Here is a 15,898-nt window from a genome sequence, read left to right as displayed (position 1 = left end):
GGCGCGCCGGCCGGCCGGGGGGTGCGCTACCGGTCCGTCAGCTCGGCGTCCACGGCGCGGTAGAACTGCTCCGGATCCACCGGCTGCCCGGCCACCTCGATCTGGAAGTGCAGGTGCGGTCCGGTGGATTCGCCCCGATCGCCCATGGTCGCGATCTGCTCCCCGGCGCGCACCTGTTCCCCGACATCGACGAAATCCTCGTCGATGTGGCCGTAAATCGACACGACGTCGCCGCGGTGCGCAATTCTGATCCACATGCCGTATCCGGAGGCCGGGCCGGAATCGATGACGGTGCCCCGAGCTGCGGCGCGGATCGGCGTGCCGATGTCGTTGGCGATGTCCACGCCGTTGTGCATGGTGCCCCAGCGGCCGCCGAAGCCGCTGCTGATCTCGCCGTCCGCCGGCGACACCCACGCATCGTCCGACTCGTCCGCTGACGCGGTCTTGCCGGGCGAGCGCGCGGCGAAGTGCGCGGCCAGGTCGGGCCTGGGCTTCGGGGGCTGCCGGTGGGCATCGTGCACAACCGGGGCGGCAAGGGCTCCTGCGGTGCAAAAAGCGCCGCCGAGGAGCAGGCCGGTCAACACGGCGGCCGCGGTCTTCTCTCGCATTGCCATTGCGCTTTTCCACTCCTCCCGCCGCCGCGGTATTCACGCGGCGGCCGGGCCGAATTCCGCACCTGATCGCCGGTCATTCGAATCCGGCAGGCGAGCGGTTCCGGGCAAGATTGGAGCCGAACTGCGACGGAAATGCATTGGGAACTGGCTCAATGGCATGAAAGATGGGCTATTCGCGGTGTCCCGCACGCAGGTGTCGGCGAATCCACCACAAGGAATCGCCGCCGACACCGAGCGTCCACAGTGGTCGCAAGTCCCGGTGAACGGCGCGTGGCCCGGACCCGAAGCCCCTTCACCCGACCACGGAGGGTGCCGGGCGCGTCCGTTCCGCCCGGTCACCTCCCCGGTCGGCACACCACCCGACTGGCAGTCGCTCGATCGAGTTAGAAACGGGCCCGCGCGGCGGTGCGGGTAGCGGACCCTGCCGCCGGGTGCGCGACCGCGAGCCTCCCGGGCCGCCCGGAAGGCTCGCGCCCGGTCACTTCGGCTCGACGAACTGGACGTCGAGCTGGATCTTCACCACGTCGCCGAGCAGCGCCTCGCCGGGACCGAAGTTGATGCCGTAGTCGCGGCGGCGGATCTCGCCGTTGGCCTCGAACCCGGCGTGCCGGCTGCCGTCGGGGAGGTCCTGCACGCCGCCGAACTCGACGTCGAAGGCGATCGGCCTGGTCACCTCGCCGATGGTCAGTTCCCCTTCGAGGGTCCAGTCCTCGCCTTCGCCGCTCAGCCGGGTGGAGCGGAAGGCCAGCGTCGGGGGCTTCTCGACGTCGAGCAGGTCGGGGGCGAGGACGTGCGCGTCGCGGTCGGCGTTGCCGGTGTCGATGGACGCGACGGCGACAGTGGCGTTGATCGCGCTGCCGTCGAGCGTCCCGCCGACCACCAGCTCGGCGTCGACCTCGGCGAAGCGGCCCCGCACCTTCGAAACCCCGAGGTGGCGGATCGCGAAGCCGACCGAGGAGTGCAGCGGGTCCAGCGCCCAGCGGCCGGTCTTCAGGGGCAGTGCGGTCGTTTCAGTCGTCATGGCTCGAACCTGCCCGGCTCACCGTCGCGGAGGGAGACCGCGCTGAGACTGTCCCTCCCAGGGCCACCACCAGCGCGCCGCAGGCAGGTAGGTTCCGATCGTGCGCGACAACGAGTTCGGGGCCTTCCTGCGCGCCCGGCGGGAGGCCATCACCCCGGCCGAGGTGGGCCTGCCCACCGGACCCCGCCGGCGGACGCCCGGGCTGCGGCGCGCCGAACTGACCACGATCGCCGGGATCAGCGTCGAGTACCTCACCAGGCTGGAGCAGGGCCGGGACCGCCACCCGTCCCCCGAGGTGCTGGGCGCCATCGTCGACGCCCTGCTGCTGTCCACCGATGATCGCGAGCAGCTGTGGCTGATCCTCGGCCACGACAAGCCGACCGCGCTGTGCCCGCGGGTGGCCGAGCCGCCCGGCCAGGCCGTGCGCCCGAACGTGCAGGCGATCCTCGACCGGCTCGAACCCGGCCCGGCACTGGTGATCAACCGGGTCTGCGACGTGCTCGCGTGCACCGGTGGCTACCGGCGGCTGGCGGGGCCGCTCGGCGTCCTGGACGCCGATGCGCCGAACCTGCTGCGCTACGTGTTCACCGACGACCGCGCCCGCGTCGCGCATCCCGAGTGGGCGCGCATCGCCGACGGCCTCGCCAACGTCCTGAAGCTCGGGTTCCGCGTCGACGACCCGCACTCCGCGGACCTCGCCGCGGAGCTGACCGATGCCGCCGGCGCGTCCTTCACCAGCCGGTTCGAGACGCCCGCCGCCGTGCTCCAACGCACCGGCGCGGAGCGCTGGGTGCATCCCGAGGTCGGCGAGCTGGTGCTGGGCTTCGAGATCGTGGAACTGCCGGACGTCGACCAGCGGATGATCATCTACCTGCCGGCCGACGAAGCGACCTCCGCGGCGCTCGACCGCCTCGACGGCCGCCAGCCCGGCGCCCTCCGGGCGGTCTCCGGCTGACCCGCTCGTTCACGAGCGCCACTCGCCCGGCGACAGCGTGAGGACGCCCGGGATCGCGGCGAAGGCGCGCCGGGCGCAGTCGACCAGGTCGTCGCGGGTGTGCGAATCCTCCCGCGCCAGCCACATCTCCATCGCGCAGTGGAACGCGGCGACCAGCAGGTCCATCACCAGGCGGGCGCGCACGTCGGCCTGATCGGGCAGCCCGAACCGGCGGTGCAGGGTCTCCATCGCGGAACGGGTGGTCCGGCCGCAGAACTGCAGGCCGTGCGCGTCCATCGACGGCGTCGCGGCGGCCAGCCGCCTGCTGAGCAGCACCCGCTCCGCCCAGCCTTCGGCAGGCATCCGCTGCAGCGCCGCGAGCAACGCGTCCTGCGCGACCTCCAGCAGCGGGCGGTCGTCCGGCTCGCGGGTTCCGAGGTCGGCCAGGAACTCCGCCCAGAGGTCTTCGGTCGGTGCCAGCGCCACGTCTTCCTTGCAGCCGAAGTAGCGGAAGAACGTGGTCTTGGAGACCTCGACCGCCTCGCACAGCTCATCGACCGTCGTGGCGTCGAAGCCCTGCTCGGTGAACTTCGCCAGGGCGGTGTCGATCATCGCCTGCCGGGTGCGCAGCTTCTTGCGCTCGCGCAGCGAGACGGGGCGGGACGGGGCGCTCATCGCGGACAGATTACCCGAGCCCTAGTGTCACTCGGTAACTTATGGTACTCAGTTACATAAGTTACTGGATCACACTCATGCGAGGAACCATGCGCGCACTGCTCGTCGACCGCTCGGCACCCGGCGGCCTCCGCCTCGGCCAGGCCCCGGACCCCGTTCCCGCCCCGAACCAGGCGCTGGTGCGGGTCACGGCGACCTCCCTGAACTACGGCGAAGTGCGGCACATCCTGGAGGAATCCCCGGACGGCAGCGTTCTCGGCTGGGACGCGGCGGGAGTCGTCGAGCGCGCGGCGGCCGACGGCTCCGGCCCGGCCGAAGGCACGCCGGTCGTCACCCTGGCCCCGGACGGCGCGTGGGCCGAACTCCGAGCCGTCGACACCCACCTGATCGGCACCGTCCCGCAGGGCGCCGACCTCGGCGCGATCAGCACCGTTCCGGTGGCCGGCGCGAGCGCGTTGCGCGCGCTGCACCGGATCGGGCCGATCCTCGGCAAGCGGGTGCTGGTCACCGGTGCCACCGGCGGGACCGGGCGATATGCCGTGCAGCTGGCGCGGATGGGCGGCGCGCACGTCACCGCCTCCACCGGGAATCCGGCCGCGCACGGTGACGGGTTGCGCGCGCTCGGCGCGCACGAGGTGGTGTCCAACCCGGCCGAATCGGCCACAGTGGACGGTGTGGTCGACCTGGTCGGCGGCGAGCAGCTGGTGGCCGCCCACGACCGGCTCGCCGAGGGCGGCACGCTGGTGGCGGTCGGGCACATCACCGGCAAGGGCGAGGACTTCCCGTTCGGCGCGCTCTTCGGCGCTCCGGAGCGGCACGACCGCACGATCGCCACGTTCTTCCTCCTCCGCTGCACCGGCCTGGCACCCGACCTGACCTGGCTGGCCGAGCGCATCGCGACCGGCGACCTCGATCCGCAGGTGTCCTGGCGCGGCGCATGGGACCGCGCCCCGGAAGCGATCGAGGCGCTGCTCGGCCGGGCCCTGCACGGCAAGGCGGTCCTCGAAATCTCTTGAGGACCACGTAGGTTCGTCGCCATGGCAAGGAAGATCGTGGTCATCGGTGCGGGCATCGTCGGCGCATCGATCGCGGCTCAGCTGGCTCGCGGGCTGGTGGAGCTCATGTGCGACAAGCCGTCGAGCTTCCCCGGCCTGGACGGCCTCCGTCCGGACCGCTTCGCCCGGTCAGGACCCGGCGGACCTCGAAGCCCGGGCCCTGCGGCTGTACCGCGACATCTACGCCAGCCTGTGACCCGTGTGTGTTTTGTGCTGCTATGGCAGCACAAAACACACACGGACCCCGCACCAGCTCACGATGCAAGGCTTCAGCCCGCGGCCGCAATCACGGCGCGCAAGCTCGACGCGATGACCGAGACATCGATCCCGACCGCCCACGCAGTGCCCTCCGCCGTGCGGTACTCCAGGTACGTCGCGGCGCGCGCCGAGCGTCCCGCCTCGATCGACTGCTGGACGAGGTTCACGATGTCCACCGTCCGATCGTGCTCCTCCAGCACCTGCACCAGCGCGGACACGGCGCCTTCCGCGGTCACCTCGTGCGTCGTGGCCTCGCCGCCGACCGCCAGCGTCGCGGTCAGCCGGTCACCCGACGGCCCGTGGCTCACCGACCAGCCCGTCAACGCGATCGACGGGTCCGGATTCTCCAGATATGCCGCGGAGAACAGCTTCCACAGCGTGGCCGCGTCCGCCTCCGCGCCGGTCTCGTCGGTGTGCCGCTGGACCACCTGCGCGAATTCCGCCTGCAACCCGCGCGGCAGGTCCAGCCCGTGCTCGGTCTGCATGAGGTAGGCGATGCCGCCCTTGCCGGACTGGCTGTTCACCCGGATCACCGCCTCGTAGTCCCGGCCGACGTCGTGCGGATCGATCGGCAGGTACGGAACCTCCCAGCGCGCCTGGGACTCCGGGACTCCGCTCTCCCGCGCACCCAGCGCGTGCCGCTGGAACCCCTTCCGGATCGCGTCCTGGTGCGTCCCCGAGAACGCGGTGTAGACGTACTCGCCGACGTACGGGTGCCGCTCGTGGACGCCTATCCGGTTGCAGTGCACGACGGTGTCCCGGACAGAATCGATGTCCGACAGGTCGATCATCGGGTCGACGCCCTGCGAGTACAGGTTCAACGCGAGCGTGATCAGGTCGACGTTCCCGGTCCGCTCGCCGTTGCCGAACAGGCAGCCCTCGACGCGCTGCGCACCGGCGAGCACCGCCAGCTCCGCGCACGCGACCCCGGTGCCCCGGTCGTTGTGCGGGTGCACCGACAGGATCACGTCGTCGCGCCGGTCGAGGTTGCCGCTCAGGTGCTCGATCTGGTCGGCGTACACGTTCGGCGTCGCGGCCTCGACCGTCGCGGGCAGGTTGATGATCACCGGGCGGTCGGCGCTCGCGTCCCACAGGTCGATCATCATGTTGCAGATCTCGATCGCGAAGTCCGGTTCGGTCAGGTTGAAGACCTCCGGGGAGAACTCGTACCGGATCCCCGGCCGGTCCCCACCGCGGCGGAGCACGTCCTCGCCGGCCTTCCGGATCAGCTCGCGCAGGTCGTCCCGCCCGGTGCGCAGCACCGCGTCCCGCCACAGCGGCGCGGTCGGGGTGTACATGTGGACGACGACCCGGTCCAGACCGGCGATCGATTCGAAGGTGCGCTCGATCAGATCCCGGCGAGCCGGGGTGAACACCGCGACGGTGACGTCGTCGGGCACCAGGTCCGCTTCCGCCAGCAGCCGGACGAAATCGAAGTCGGTCTGGGATGCGGACGGATATCCGACCTCGATCTCCTTGTACCCGATCGAGAGCATCATCTCGTAGAAGCGCCGCTTGCGCGCCGGATCCATCGGTTCGGCCAGCGCCTGGTTGCCGTCGCGCAGGTCGACGGGAACCCACAGCGGCGCCTGCGTGATGCGGTTCCGCGGCCAGGTCCGGTCGACCTCGGGGACGGTGATGCGGTCGAACGCGCTCCGGTAGCGGTGGTGCGGCATTCCCGACGGCTGCTGCGGGTTCCAGCGCGCGGGGATGTGTTGGGAGGTCATGTCTGCCTTCCGGGTTCGGACGGTCTCCACCGGCGCGCGGCAACACCCCGCGACAGGGGGCGCCGGTCCGGTCAGCCCCTGCCGCGGCCGCTAAGGCCGCGAGCTCCCAACCACATGGCAGGCAACGTACAATACGTCAGGTCCTCAGACAACCTGATAATTCGGGAGGCTGTTCGTGTCGCTGCGTCGATACCCGCTGTCGGAGCAGGCCACCGAGGCGATGTTGCGGCGCATCGGTTCCGGCGACTGGCCGGTCGGCGAGAAGATCCCCAGCGAGACCTCCCTCGCCGCCGAGTTCGGAGTCGGCCGGTCGACGGTCCGGGAGGCGGTCCGCGAGCTCGCCGGCCGCGGGCTGCTCGAATCCCGCCACGGCTCCGGCGTCTACGTCATCCGGACCGATCCCGTCGAGGACTGGGCCACGACCGTCCGCAAGGCGGTGATCTCGGACGTGGCGGAGGGCCGCATCGCGGTGGAGGTGGAAGCCGCCCGCCTCGCGGCCGCGAAGCGCACCGACGAGGACCTCGCCGCGATCACGGCGGCGGCCACCCGGCGCGAGGCGCTCCAGAACGCCACGCCGGAGGAGTTCGTGGACGCCGACCTCGCGTTCCACCGCGCGATCGCCGAGGCGGCGCACAACACGATCATCACCGGCCTGTTCGATTCCCTGGCCGAGCGCGTCCGCGAGGCGATGCTCGACATGCTGGGCCTGATGCGGGAATCCGACGCGCAACGACCGGTGGACCAGCACGAGCACCAGGAGATCGCCGATGCGATCCGGGCCGGCGACCCCGAGGCCGCGGGCCGGGCCGCCCGGAACCACCTCGCGAAGATCCTCTCCTACGTCCGCCCGGAACCGTGAGCACCGGCTCGTGAGCACTTTGGAGCGTCATAGCGATCCGAAGTGCTCACGAGCGTTCGTCAGCCGACCGGATCGGCCTGCCGGACCGGGATCGGGGTGGTTTCCGGTTCGGTGCGGTGCACCAGGCGGGACGGCCACCAGGTCGCCCGGCCCAGGAGGGTCAGGGCGGCCGGGAGGATCAGGACGCGGATCACGAAGGCGTCCAGCAGGACCGCCACCGCCAGGCTGAAGCCGATCTGCTTCATCTCCGCCAGGTGCAGGAACATGAAGGTGGCGAACACCGTGACCATCACGATCGCCGCGCTGGTCACGACCTTCGCCGACTGCCCGACGCCCTGCAGGACCGCCTGCCGGGCCGGGACGCCGCACAGCGCGGCCTCCCTGATCCGGCTCACCACGAACATCTGGTAGTCCATCGACAGCCCGAAGAGAATGACGAACAGGAACAGCGGCACCCGCGAACCGATCGCGCTGGTGGCGCTGGGATCGAAGCCGAACAGCGTCGAGGCCAGCCCGTACTGGAAGAAGATCACCAGCAGGCCCATGGACGCCGCCGCGGACAGCAGGTTCAGCGCGACCCCGACCAGCCCGATCACCACCGAGCGGAAGACGACCACCGACACCGCGAACGTGAGCACCAGCAACGCGATGATCACCAGCGGCAGTTTGCCGTTCTGGTGGGCCAGGTAGTCGACGTCGTGCGCGACGTCCCCGCTGACCGCCACCTCGACCCCGGGCAGCGCGCGGAAGGCCGCGGGCACGTAGTCGGACCGGAGGTGCGTTAACGACCGGGCCGCCTCCGCCGAGCTCGTCTTGAACGGCACCGGGAGCTGCAACATGATCACCCGCCCGTCCCACGAAGTCTGCGGCGGCGCAGGAGCCATGAACAGCGGATCGCCCTGGACGCGCCGACCGAGATCCACCAGCGCGGCGCGGACCGCCTCGGCTTCGGCCGGTTCGGCGCGGACGACGACGTCGTGCCTGGTCCGCAGCTCGGGGAAGGCGGCCGTCATCCGGTCGAAGGTCCGCATCGCGGGGATCTCCCGGGAGTGGCTGTCCTGGTTGAGCACCCGCATCTGCATGCCGAGCACCGGTAGCGAGAGCAGCAGCAGGACCCCCGCCGAAACGCACAGCGTGAGCACCGGGCGCGTCGCCGCCGGTCGCAGCATCGCGTCCCAGATCCGTCCACTTCGGACCTTCTTGGGCTTCGCGGGCTTGGCGCGACGCTCGGCGCGCCGGCCGAGGACCACCAGCAGCGCGGGCAGCGCGGTGACCGAGCTGACCACCGAGACCAGCACGACGGTGATCGTGCCGGTGGCCAGCGACGAGAAGATCACGTCGGCGACCAGGTAGAGCGTCGCGGTGGAGACGATCACCGCGATGCCGGAGACGACCACCGTCCGACCGGCGGTCTCGGCCGCCAGCCCGACGATCGCGGCCGAGTCCAGCCGGCCGTCCGCCCGCTCCCGCTCCTCCCGCTCCCGCTTGAGGTAGAACAGCACGTAGTCGACGCCGACCGCCATGCCGATCAGCAGGATGATGTTGTTGCCCACGCCCACGTCCGGCACCACGTGCGACACCAGCATCGACAGCCCCATGGCCGCCGCGATCGACGAGAGGGCGAGCAGCAGCGGCACCCCGGCCATCAGGACCGAGCCGAAGACGACCAGCAGCGTGATCAGCGTGACCGGCAGGGTGATCGCCTCGGACAGCGCGAGGTCGTCGCCGCGCTGCTGATCGACTCCAGCGCTGGTGGAGACGTTGCCGGTCTCCGCCACCAGCAACGCCGGGTGGCGCTGCTGCACCTGCTCGGTCAGCGCGAGCAGCGAACCGATCTGCTTGTCGGCCTCCTCGTCGGGCCCCTTCATGGTCACTTCGACCCGGAGCATCGCGCCGTCCGCCGAACGCACCGGCGGCGCAACGGTTTCCACCGCGGGCAACGCCCGCATCAGGCTCGCCACCTCGGCGGCCGCCGCCTCGGCGCGGGCCTGGTCCAGCGGGCCGGAGCGGGCGGCGATGGTGATCTGCTCGATCGGTTTGCGCTGCAGGCCGCCGGATGCGGCCATCGCGTCGGCGCGCCCCGCCTCGCCGACCCAGTGGTCGGCCACCGTCGCGCTGTTAGTGCCGGCCAGCGCGCCCGCGCCGAGGCAGAGTCCGACGAATACGAACCAGCCGATCAGGGCGCGCACCGGATGCTCCGCGCTCCACCTCGCCACCCTGACGGTCCTCGACTTCCCCACTCGCCCCAGCTCCTCGAATCCTTACGCATGTAAGATCAGACTTACAGGTGGAAGATAGCGAGGTCAAGCGAGCCGATCCGAACCGGGGACAGCAAAAAGCGGGAGGACCGAAAACGGCCCTCCCGCCGGGAAAAGCTGCGCGTCAGCCGACGCTGCGCAGCAGCGACTCGACCTCCTTGAGCCGCCCGTGCATCTCGGCGATCTCCCGGCGCAGCTCCTCCTGCTCGGCGGTCGCCCGCGCCGCGAACTCGCGGTACTCGGCCATCGCCTCGGCGTCGGCCCGGTGCCGCAGCATCCGGAAGTAGGCGATGAAGCCGATCGTGATGCCGGCGACGATGATCAGGACGATCGCGATGCCGACCACGGCATTGGTCATTTCCGGGTCCCCTTCCCGTCGTTCGAGCCCGCTTCGTCGCCCGACTCCCGCACCGCCGCGCGGATGGTGGCCACGTCGAGGCGGAGTTCGAAGGGACGCAGTTCGAAGTACTTGAGCGCCTTGCCGTCGGCGGACAGCTCCAGGTGTCCCGCGACGAGATCGGCCTTCTCCAGGCGCTCCAGGTGCATGTAGAGCAGCGGCCGGGACATGCCGAGCCGACGCGCGAGCTCGCTCACGTACAGCCGCCCGTCGGCGAGCTCGGCGATGATCCGCAGGCGCTGCGCATGCCCCACGGCACCGAGGAACGCCAGCAGCTCCTCGCCGTCCATCAACCCACCCCGATCCGTCAGCCGATACTTTCGCATGACATGCCGGACTGTCATGCAACCAGGGCCGGGTCGATGCCGTCCTGCGGATCCGTGCGCCGTTTTCGCGCGAAAACGGCGTTCGCCACGCCTGCGGGGCGCCGATTTCGCGCGAAAACGGCGCCCCCGGCACCCTGAAGTGCTCCCGAACCCGGCCAGGCAGAACCGGTCACCGGGACGTGCGCCCGGCGGCGGCCACGAGCAGCGCGGCCAGGGCCAGGGCCGCGGCGAGGAAGAAGGCGCTGGACGGGGAGATCGCGTCGACCATCCGGCCGCCTAGCAGGGCGCCCAGGGCGATCGCGACGTTGAAGACCGCCACGAACAGCGACGATGCCGCTTCCCTGGCGTGCGGCGCCGCGGCGAGCAGCCAGTTCTGCGTGCTCACCGAGACACCGCCGTAGGCGACGCCCCAGACCAGCAGCGCCGCTGTCGCACCGACGACGCCGAGCGGCAGGCCGAGCGCGAGCACCGCCGCCGCGAGCACTGCCGAGATCAGCAACAGGGTGCGGCGCGGATCGCGGGCCGACGCCGCACCACCCGCGAAATTCCCCGCCACCCCGGCCAATCCGTACGCCAGCAGGAGCAAGCTGATCAATTCGGAGTCCACAGCGGACACTTGTTCCAGCACGGGCCGCACGTAGGTGTAGGCCGCGAAATGCCCGGACACCAGCAGCAAGATGACGAACAGCCCGACCCGCACCGCGCCGCTGCGCAACAACTGCGGCACGACGCTGAAGCGCATCGGCTCCTCGGCGGGCAACGGCGGCAGCAGCACCGCGAGCGCAACCGCCACCACCAGCGACACAACGCCCATGACGGCGAACGACGCGCGCCAGCCGCCGAGCTCGCCGATGAACGTCCCCGCCGGAACGCCGAGCACCGAGGCCACCGCGATCCCGCTGAAGATCAGCGACGTCGCAGCGCCCACCGACCGCTCCGGCACCAGCCGCATGGCCGAGCTCGCCGCGATCGCCCACACCCCGCCGATGGACACGCCGACGAGCACCCGCAGCGCGACGAGCAGCGGCAGGTTCGGCGTCACCGCCGAGAGTAGGTTCGCCGAGGCCAGCAAAGCCATCAGCGCGACCAGCACCCAGCGCCGGTCCAGCCGCCCGACGCCGACGGTGAGCAGCGGCGCGGCGAACGCCGCGATCAGGCCGGGCACCGTCATCGTCAGGCCCGCCACGCCTTCCGGCGCGCGGAGCTCCGCGGCGAGCGACGTGAGCAGGCCGACCGGCAGCATCTCGGTGGTGACCACGGAGAACGTCGCCGCGGCGACCGCCGCGACGGCGGGCCAGCCCCGCACCACGGGCGGGGTCGAGGTGTCGGTCGTTGTCATGGTCACAGCCTCGACGGCCCGCCTACCGGGAACAACGCCGAAGTCCTCATCCTTGGATCAGCTGTGCTCATCGAGCGGAGGAGGGACATGGGCGGCCTGGAGGTTCGGGAGCTGGAGTGCTTCCTGGTGCTCGCCGAGGAACTGCACTTCGGCCGCGCCGGCGAACGCCTCTACGTGTCGCAGAGCCGGGTCAGCCAGCTGCTGCGCTCGCTGGAGAGCCGGCTCGGCGCGCGGCTGATCGACCGCACCAACCGCAGGGTCCGCCTCACCGCGCTCGGCGAGCGCTTCCTCGCCGACCTCCGCCCGGCTTACGACGGCCTCAAGGACGTCGTCGAACGAACCCGAGCAGAGGCGCGAGGCGTGCGGGGCGTGCTGCGCCTCGGCTTCCAGGGGCAGGTCTCCGAGCCCGTGATGGCCCGGATCGACGCCTTCCAGTCGCGATTTCCCGACTGCGCCACCGAGATCTCCGAGATCCCGCTGAGCGATCCGTTCGGCGCGCTGCGCCGCGGCGAGGTCGACGCGGCGATCGTGCTGCTGCCGGTGCAGGAGCCGGACCTCGTGGTCGGGCCGACGTTCTCGCGCCAGCAGCCGAACATCGCGGTCTCGCTGCGGCATCGCTTCGCCGCCCTGGATTCGGTTTCCGCCGAAGAACTCGCCGACGCCGAACTGATCACGCCCGCCGAACCGGCGCCGCCCTACTGGCGCGACGCCCAAACACCGCCGCGCACGCCGAGCGGCCGCCCGATCCCGCGCGCGAGCACGATCACCACCCTGCAGGAAGGCATCACCCGCGCCGCCGCCAACCGCGGCGCGATGCTGCTCTGCCGCCCCTGCGCGATCTCCCACGCCCGCCGCGACATCGCGTTCGTCCCGGTCACCGGCCTACCGGACTCCATCCTCGGCCTGGTCTGGCCCCGCGCCGCGGCGACCACCCGCGTCCTGGCGTTCGCCGACGTCCTCGCCGACGCCTAGCGGCTCGCCAGGTCTCGCGCGACCGCGTTGGCGGTCCGGGCGAAGGCTTGCACCGCTCCGTTACTGTCGGCCGATCGCCAGACGAGGCCGTATCCGACCGGCTCGGCGTCCATGAACCGCACGTACGAGACGCCGGGCCTGGCGAAGTAGGTGGCGGTGTGCGCCGCGCACAGCAAGGCGCCCTTGCCCGCCGCGACGAGCATCAGCGCTTCCTGCATGTTGGTGACCGCCGGACCGCGGCCGATCGGTCGGCCGCTCGGCGTGTGCGTCGGCACGTGGTGTTCCAGCAGGTAGTCCGGCAGCGCGCCGTCGATGGCCAGCAGCGGCACCTCGACGAGGTCTTCCACCGACACGGCGTCCTTGTCGGCCAGCGGGTGGGCGGCCGCGATCGCCAGCGTGCGCGGCTCCGTGAACAGGCCCGGGCTCCCGCTGAGATCGTCCTCGCGCACCGGGAACTCCGTCAGCTGCACGTCGAACTCGCCCCGGCGCAGCTGGCCGTACGGGTCCGCCATCGGCACCTCGCAAATCTCCACGGCCAGCTCCGGGTGCTCGGTGTGCATCGCCTCCGCCGCCTTCAACACGATCTCGCCGGCCAGCGGGTTGGAGAAGCCGACGTGCAGCACGCCGTTGATGCTCCGCGCGTTCGACACGGCACGCGCCAGGGCGGCGTCGATCGCGCGGTGGTGCGGTTCGAGGTCGTCGCGGAGCTGGCGGCCGAGCGGGGTGAGCGCGACGCGGCGGCTCGTCCGGGCGAACAGCGGCGCGCCGACACGGCGTTCGAGGCGCTGCACGAGCTGGCTCACCCTGGCCCGCGACAGGCGCATCCGGTCGGCGGTCCGTCCGAAGTGCAGCTCTTCGGCGAGGATCAGGAAGCACTCCAGTTCATCGCGCTCCATGCGCCGCCCTCCCTATCGGTAAGCCTGGTTGAACAAACGTCGAGATCTTCGCCGTTGTTCCCGGCGAGCGGCGGATCGAGGCTGGTGTCATCAGAAATTCCCCACACCTTTGAGGAATCGCAGATGACTGCGCGCAATTGGGGCGTGCTGATGGTCCTGTGCGGGGCGATCTTCTTGGAAGGCATCGACGTGGCGATGCTCAACGTCGCGCTGCCCGCCATCCGCGCCGAACTCGGCATGTCCACCGGCGAACTGCAGTGGGTGATGAGCGCCTACGTCCTCGGCTACGGCGGGTTCATGCTGGTGGGAGGCCGGGCGGCGGACCTGTTCGGCCGCCGCCGGATGTTCATCGGGTGGCTGGCCGTCTTCCTGGTCTTCTCCGGCCTGGGTGGGCTCGCCTCCGATGGCTGGATGCTGATCGTCGCCCGGTTCGTGACCGGTGTCGCCGCCGCCTTCATGACGCCTGCCGGGCTGTCCATCATCACCACGAGCTTCGAAGAAGGCCCGAAGCGCAACAAGGCCCTGCTCGTCTACTCCGGCACGGCGGCGGGCGGTTTCTCGATCGGGCTGGTCGTCGGCGGCCTGCTCACCGCGATCGGCTGGCGGTGGGTGTTCTTCGCGCCGGTCGTCATGTCGTTCCTCATCCTGGTCGGCGCGCTCGCCCTGGTGCCCGAGTCACCGCAGCCGGAGCGTCGCGCCGGACGCGTCGACGTGGCCGGCGGCGTCGCCATCACCACCGCCATCGTGCTGATCGTCCTCGGAGTCGAACGCGCCACGCACACCAGCATCGAGTGGACGCTGATCACGTTCGCGGCAGGCGGTGCCCTGCTGGCCGCGTTCGTCGCCATCGAACGCCGTGCCACCGAGCCGCTGGTGCGGCTGGGCATCTTCCGCAGCGCACCACTGCTTCGCAACAACGCCATCGGGCTGCTGCTGTTCAGCGGTTTCTTCGGCTTCCAGTTCTTGGTGGTGCTGTACCTGCAGGAGCTGCGCGGCTGGTCGACGCTGCAGACCAGCTTCGCGCTGATCGCGCTCGGCCTCGACGTGGTGCTCGCGCCCACGCTCACGCCATGGCTGGTCCGGCGGTTCGGCAACGTCCGGCTGATCTTCGGCGGCATGCTCGTCTCCGCGCTCGGGTACGCGCTGTTCCTGCCGCTCGGCGCGGACTGGACGTACGCCGCGATGGCCCCGGGCCTGGTGATACTCGGCCTGGGGTTAGCGCTGGTGTACGGGCCGCTGACCATCGTCACCACCGACGGCGTCGAAGACTCCGAACAAGGCCTCGCCGGCGGCCTGCTCTACACGTCGTTCCAGTTCGGCGCGGCGCTCGGCCTCGCCGGCGCCGCCGCGGTCAACGTCGCCGCGCCCGGAACGCCGCTCGACGGCTTCCGCGCGGCGCTCGCCGTCCCCTTCGCCGCAGCCCTGATCGCCACCGCGATCAGCGCCTTCAGCCTCCGGACCGGCAAGCGACGGGAGCCGGTCCCGGCGTGACGAGCAGCGGCGCCCCGGTCGGCGGTATCCGACCGGGGCGCCCGCACCTTTCCCCCAGTGGCAGGTGGAGTCTTTCGCGGCGGAGGCCGTCCGCGGAAGGGATCTTCGATACGGCATCGCGGCGGATTGATAGCCTCGCGGCTATGGCGAAGCTGGGCGGTTCGGGGAACCCGAGCATCCAGCAGATCCGGTTGTTCCTGCTCCTGGCCGAAGAACTGCACTTCGGCCGCGCCGCGGCACGCGCGTTCATGGCCCAGCCCACGTTCTCCCGCCACATCAAGTCGCTGGAGCGCGACCTCGGGGTGGCCCTGGTCGACCGGACCTCCCGCCGAGTGGCGCTGAGCGCCGCCGGAGAGGCGCTGCAGGCGCGGATGCGGGCGGTGGTGCACGCGATGCAGGAGCTGCGCCGCGAGGCCGACGCGCAGGCCGGCTCCGGGCGGATCGTGATCGGCTCGTTCGAGGCGATCACCTCCCTGCCGCCGATTCCGGCGATCCTGGACGAACTCCGGCGCCGCCTGCCGCAGCTGGAAGTCCAGGTGTTGCGCACCGGATTCGATGCCACCGAAGCCGTTTCGCGCGGCGACGTGGACGCGGCGTTCCTGTTCCTGCCGGTCCCGAACGGCATCCGGGCGCTTCCGCTGGACAGCGGCCCGCGGTGCGCAGCGATGCCCGCCGACGACCCGCTGGCCGCCGAGGGCCCGCTGGCGCTGGCCGACCTCGCCGACCGGGAGCACATCGGCTGGTCGGACCGGGTTCCCAAGGTCTACCAGGACTTCTGGGCCGTCGACCCGCGCCCGGGCGGCCGTCCCGCCCGGTACAGCCCGCACGCGATGGGCGACTTCGAGAGCGGCCTGCAGTTGATCGCCATGGGCGGCGGGCTGCTCTTCCCGCCGACGGTCGGCCGGGAGCTGTACCCGCGACCGGGAGTGTCCTATGTGGACGTCACCGACCTGGAGCCGTGGACGTCCGCGCTGGCCTGGCTGCCCGCCAACCACGACAAGCCGTTCGTCGCCGCCCTGCGGAAGGCGGCGCGGGCGGTCCTGTCCCGCACGTGCGGTTGACGGTTCCCGGGCGCG

The 15,898-nt window shown here is 71.1% G+C and carries 15 protein-coding genes; 6 read left to right on the top strand and 9 right to left on the bottom strand.

The window, feature by feature from the left end; all coding sequences use genetic code 11:
* Positions 1-26 precede the first annotated feature (26 nt).
* Positions 27-614, bottom strand: a complete 588-nt coding sequence (locus E1288_RS12485) for a M23 family metallopeptidase (RefSeq protein WP_132484482.1) — start codon at positions 612-614, stop codon at positions 27-29.
* 478 nt (positions 615-1,092) lie between these two features.
* Complete coding sequence (locus tag E1288_RS12480) at positions 1,093-1,635, bottom strand: YceI family protein (RefSeq protein WP_132484480.1); 543 nt, start codon at positions 1,633-1,635, stop codon at positions 1,093-1,095.
* Positions 1,636-1,735: 100 nt separating this feature from the next.
* Here E1288_RS12480 and E1288_RS12475 point away from each other — a divergent pair, with 100 nt between their 5' ends.
* A complete protein-coding gene (locus E1288_RS12475; RefSeq protein ID WP_132484478.1) occupies positions 1,736-2,590 on the top strand; it encodes a helix-turn-helix transcriptional regulator in 855 nt (284 codons plus the stop codon).
* A 9-nt stretch (positions 2,591-2,599) separates the two neighbouring features.
* On the opposite strand, the gene E1288_RS12470 is transcribed toward E1288_RS12475, so the two are convergent.
* A complete protein-coding gene (locus E1288_RS12470; RefSeq protein ID WP_132484476.1) occupies positions 2,600-3,244 on the bottom strand; it encodes a TetR family transcriptional regulator in 645 nt (214 codons plus the stop codon).
* Between the two features lie 89 nt (positions 3,245-3,333).
* Between E1288_RS12470 and E1288_RS12465 the strand changes: the two genes are divergently transcribed.
* Entirely contained in the window at positions 3,334-4,260 is a 927-nt protein-coding gene (locus E1288_RS12465) for a zinc-binding dehydrogenase (RefSeq protein WP_132484474.1), read from the top strand.
* Positions 4,261-4,568: 308 nt separating this feature from the next.
* Here E1288_RS12465 and E1288_RS12460 read toward each other — a convergent pair whose 3' ends face one another.
* Positions 4,569-6,284 (bottom strand): 2-isopropylmalate synthase, encoded by a 1,716-nt coding sequence (locus E1288_RS12460; RefSeq protein ID WP_132484472.1) that lies wholly within the window; start codon positions 6,282-6,284, stop codon positions 4,569-4,571.
* Between the two features lie 175 nt (positions 6,285-6,459).
* On the opposite strand from E1288_RS12460, the gene E1288_RS12455 reads away from it, so the two are divergent.
* Positions 6,460-7,143: a FadR/GntR family transcriptional regulator gene (locus tag E1288_RS12455; RefSeq protein ID WP_235883514.1), complete on the top strand. Its 684-nt coding sequence runs from the start codon at positions 6,460-6,462 to the stop codon at positions 7,141-7,143.
* Positions 7,144-7,202: 59 nt separating this feature from the next.
* Here the strand turns inward: E1288_RS12455 and E1288_RS12450 are convergent, their stop codons facing one another.
* The 4 genes from E1288_RS12450 to E1288_RS12435 form a co-directional block, all read right to left on the bottom strand.
* Positions 7,203-9,332 (bottom strand): MMPL family transporter, encoded by a 2,130-nt coding sequence (locus E1288_RS12450; protein WP_207954316.1) that lies wholly within the window; start codon positions 9,330-9,332, stop codon positions 7,203-7,205.
* A 193-nt stretch (positions 9,333-9,525) separates the two neighbouring features.
* Positions 9,526-9,759, bottom strand: a complete 234-nt coding sequence (locus tag E1288_RS12445) for a hypothetical protein (protein ID WP_132484466.1) — start codon at positions 9,757-9,759, stop codon at positions 9,526-9,528.
* A complete protein-coding gene (locus E1288_RS12440; RefSeq protein WP_132484464.1) occupies positions 9,756-10,088 on the bottom strand; it encodes an ArsR/SmtB family transcription factor in 333 nt (110 codons plus the stop codon). Before E1288_RS12440 ends, E1288_RS12445 begins: the two co-directional genes overlap by 4 nt.
* A gap of 205 nt (positions 10,089-10,293) precedes the next feature.
* Positions 10,294-11,463, bottom strand: a complete 1,170-nt coding sequence (locus E1288_RS12435) for an MFS transporter (RefSeq protein WP_132484462.1) — start codon at positions 11,461-11,463, stop codon at positions 10,294-10,296.
* 87 nt (positions 11,464-11,550) lie between these two features.
* Here E1288_RS12435 and E1288_RS12430 point away from each other — a divergent pair, with 87 nt between their 5' ends.
* Positions 11,551-12,435, top strand: a complete 885-nt coding sequence (locus tag E1288_RS12430) for a LysR family transcriptional regulator (protein WP_132484460.1) — start codon at positions 11,551-11,553, stop codon at positions 12,433-12,435.
* Here E1288_RS12430 and E1288_RS12425 read toward each other — a convergent pair.
* Complete coding sequence (locus E1288_RS12425; protein WP_132484458.1) at positions 12,432-13,331, bottom strand: LysR family transcriptional regulator; 900 nt, start codon at positions 13,329-13,331, stop codon at positions 12,432-12,434. The genes E1288_RS12430 and E1288_RS12425 overlap by 4 nt on opposite strands.
* Positions 13,332-13,454: 123 nt before the next feature.
* Here E1288_RS12425 and E1288_RS12420 point away from each other — a divergent pair, with 123 nt between their 5' ends.
* Together E1288_RS12420 and E1288_RS12415 are read left to right on the top strand one after the other, a co-directional pair.
* Complete coding sequence (locus E1288_RS12420; RefSeq protein WP_132484456.1) at positions 13,455-14,822, top strand: MFS transporter; 1,368 nt, start codon at positions 13,455-13,457, stop codon at positions 14,820-14,822.
* Between the two features lie 143 nt (positions 14,823-14,965).
* The gene (locus tag E1288_RS12415; protein WP_132484454.1) at positions 14,966-15,883 is read left to right on the top strand and encodes a LysR family transcriptional regulator; all 918 of its coding nucleotides are present in this window, start codon (positions 14,966-14,968) and stop codon (positions 15,881-15,883) included.
* The last annotated feature ends 15 nt before the right edge of the window (positions 15,884-15,898 follow it).

The organism is Saccharopolyspora elongata, from assembly GCF_004348985.1.
GTDB classification, from domain to species: Bacteria; Actinomycetota; Actinomycetes; order Mycobacteriales; family Pseudonocardiaceae; genus Saccharopolyspora; species Saccharopolyspora elongata.
This window is presented reverse-complemented; position numbering and strand designations above follow the sequence as displayed.

What these genes read in the sequence shown, in the direction of transcription:
- E1288_RS12480 (WP_132484480.1), bottom strand. Translation starts at nt 1,635, where the DNA reads ATGACGACTGAAACGACCGCACTGCCCCTGAAGACCGGCCGCTGGGCG.
- E1288_RS12425 (WP_132484458.1), bottom strand. Translation starts at nt 13,331, where the DNA reads ATGGAGCGCGATGAACTGGAGTGCTTCCTGATCCTCGCCGAAGAGCTG.
- E1288_RS12465 (WP_132484474.1), top strand. Translation starts at nt 3,334, where the DNA reads ATGCGCGCACTGCTCGTCGACCGCTCGGCACCCGGCGGCCTCCGCCTC.
- E1288_RS12435 (WP_132484462.1), bottom strand. Translation starts at nt 11,463, where the DNA reads ATGACAACGACCGACACCTCGACCCCGCCCGTGGTGCGGGGCTGGCCC.
- E1288_RS12485 (WP_132484482.1), bottom strand. Translation starts at nt 614, where the DNA reads ATGGCAATGCGAGAGAAGACCGCGGCCGCCGTGTTGACCGGCCTGCTC.
- E1288_RS12460 (WP_132484472.1), bottom strand. Translation starts at nt 6,284, where the DNA reads ATGACCTCCCAACACATCCCCGCGCGCTGGAACCCGCAGCAGCCGTCG.
- E1288_RS12470 (WP_132484476.1), bottom strand. Translation starts at nt 3,244, where the DNA reads ATGAGCGCCCCGTCCCGCCCCGTCTCGCTGCGCGAGCGCAAGAAGCTG.
- E1288_RS12440 (WP_132484464.1), bottom strand. Translation starts at nt 10,088, where the DNA reads ATGGACGGCGAGGAGCTGCTGGCGTTCCTCGGTGCCGTGGGGCATGCG.
- E1288_RS12415 (WP_132484454.1), top strand. Translation starts at nt 14,966, where the DNA reads ATGGCGAAGCTGGGCGGTTCGGGGAACCCGAGCATCCAGCAGATCCGG.
- E1288_RS12430 (WP_132484460.1), top strand. Translation starts at nt 11,551, where the DNA reads ATGGGCGGCCTGGAGGTTCGGGAGCTGGAGTGCTTCCTGGTGCTCGCC.
- E1288_RS12420 (WP_132484456.1), top strand. Translation starts at nt 13,455, where the DNA reads ATGACTGCGCGCAATTGGGGCGTGCTGATGGTCCTGTGCGGGGCGATC.
- E1288_RS12445 (WP_132484466.1), bottom strand. Translation starts at nt 9,759, where the DNA reads ATGACCAATGCCGTGGTCGGCATCGCGATCGTCCTGATCATCGTCGCC.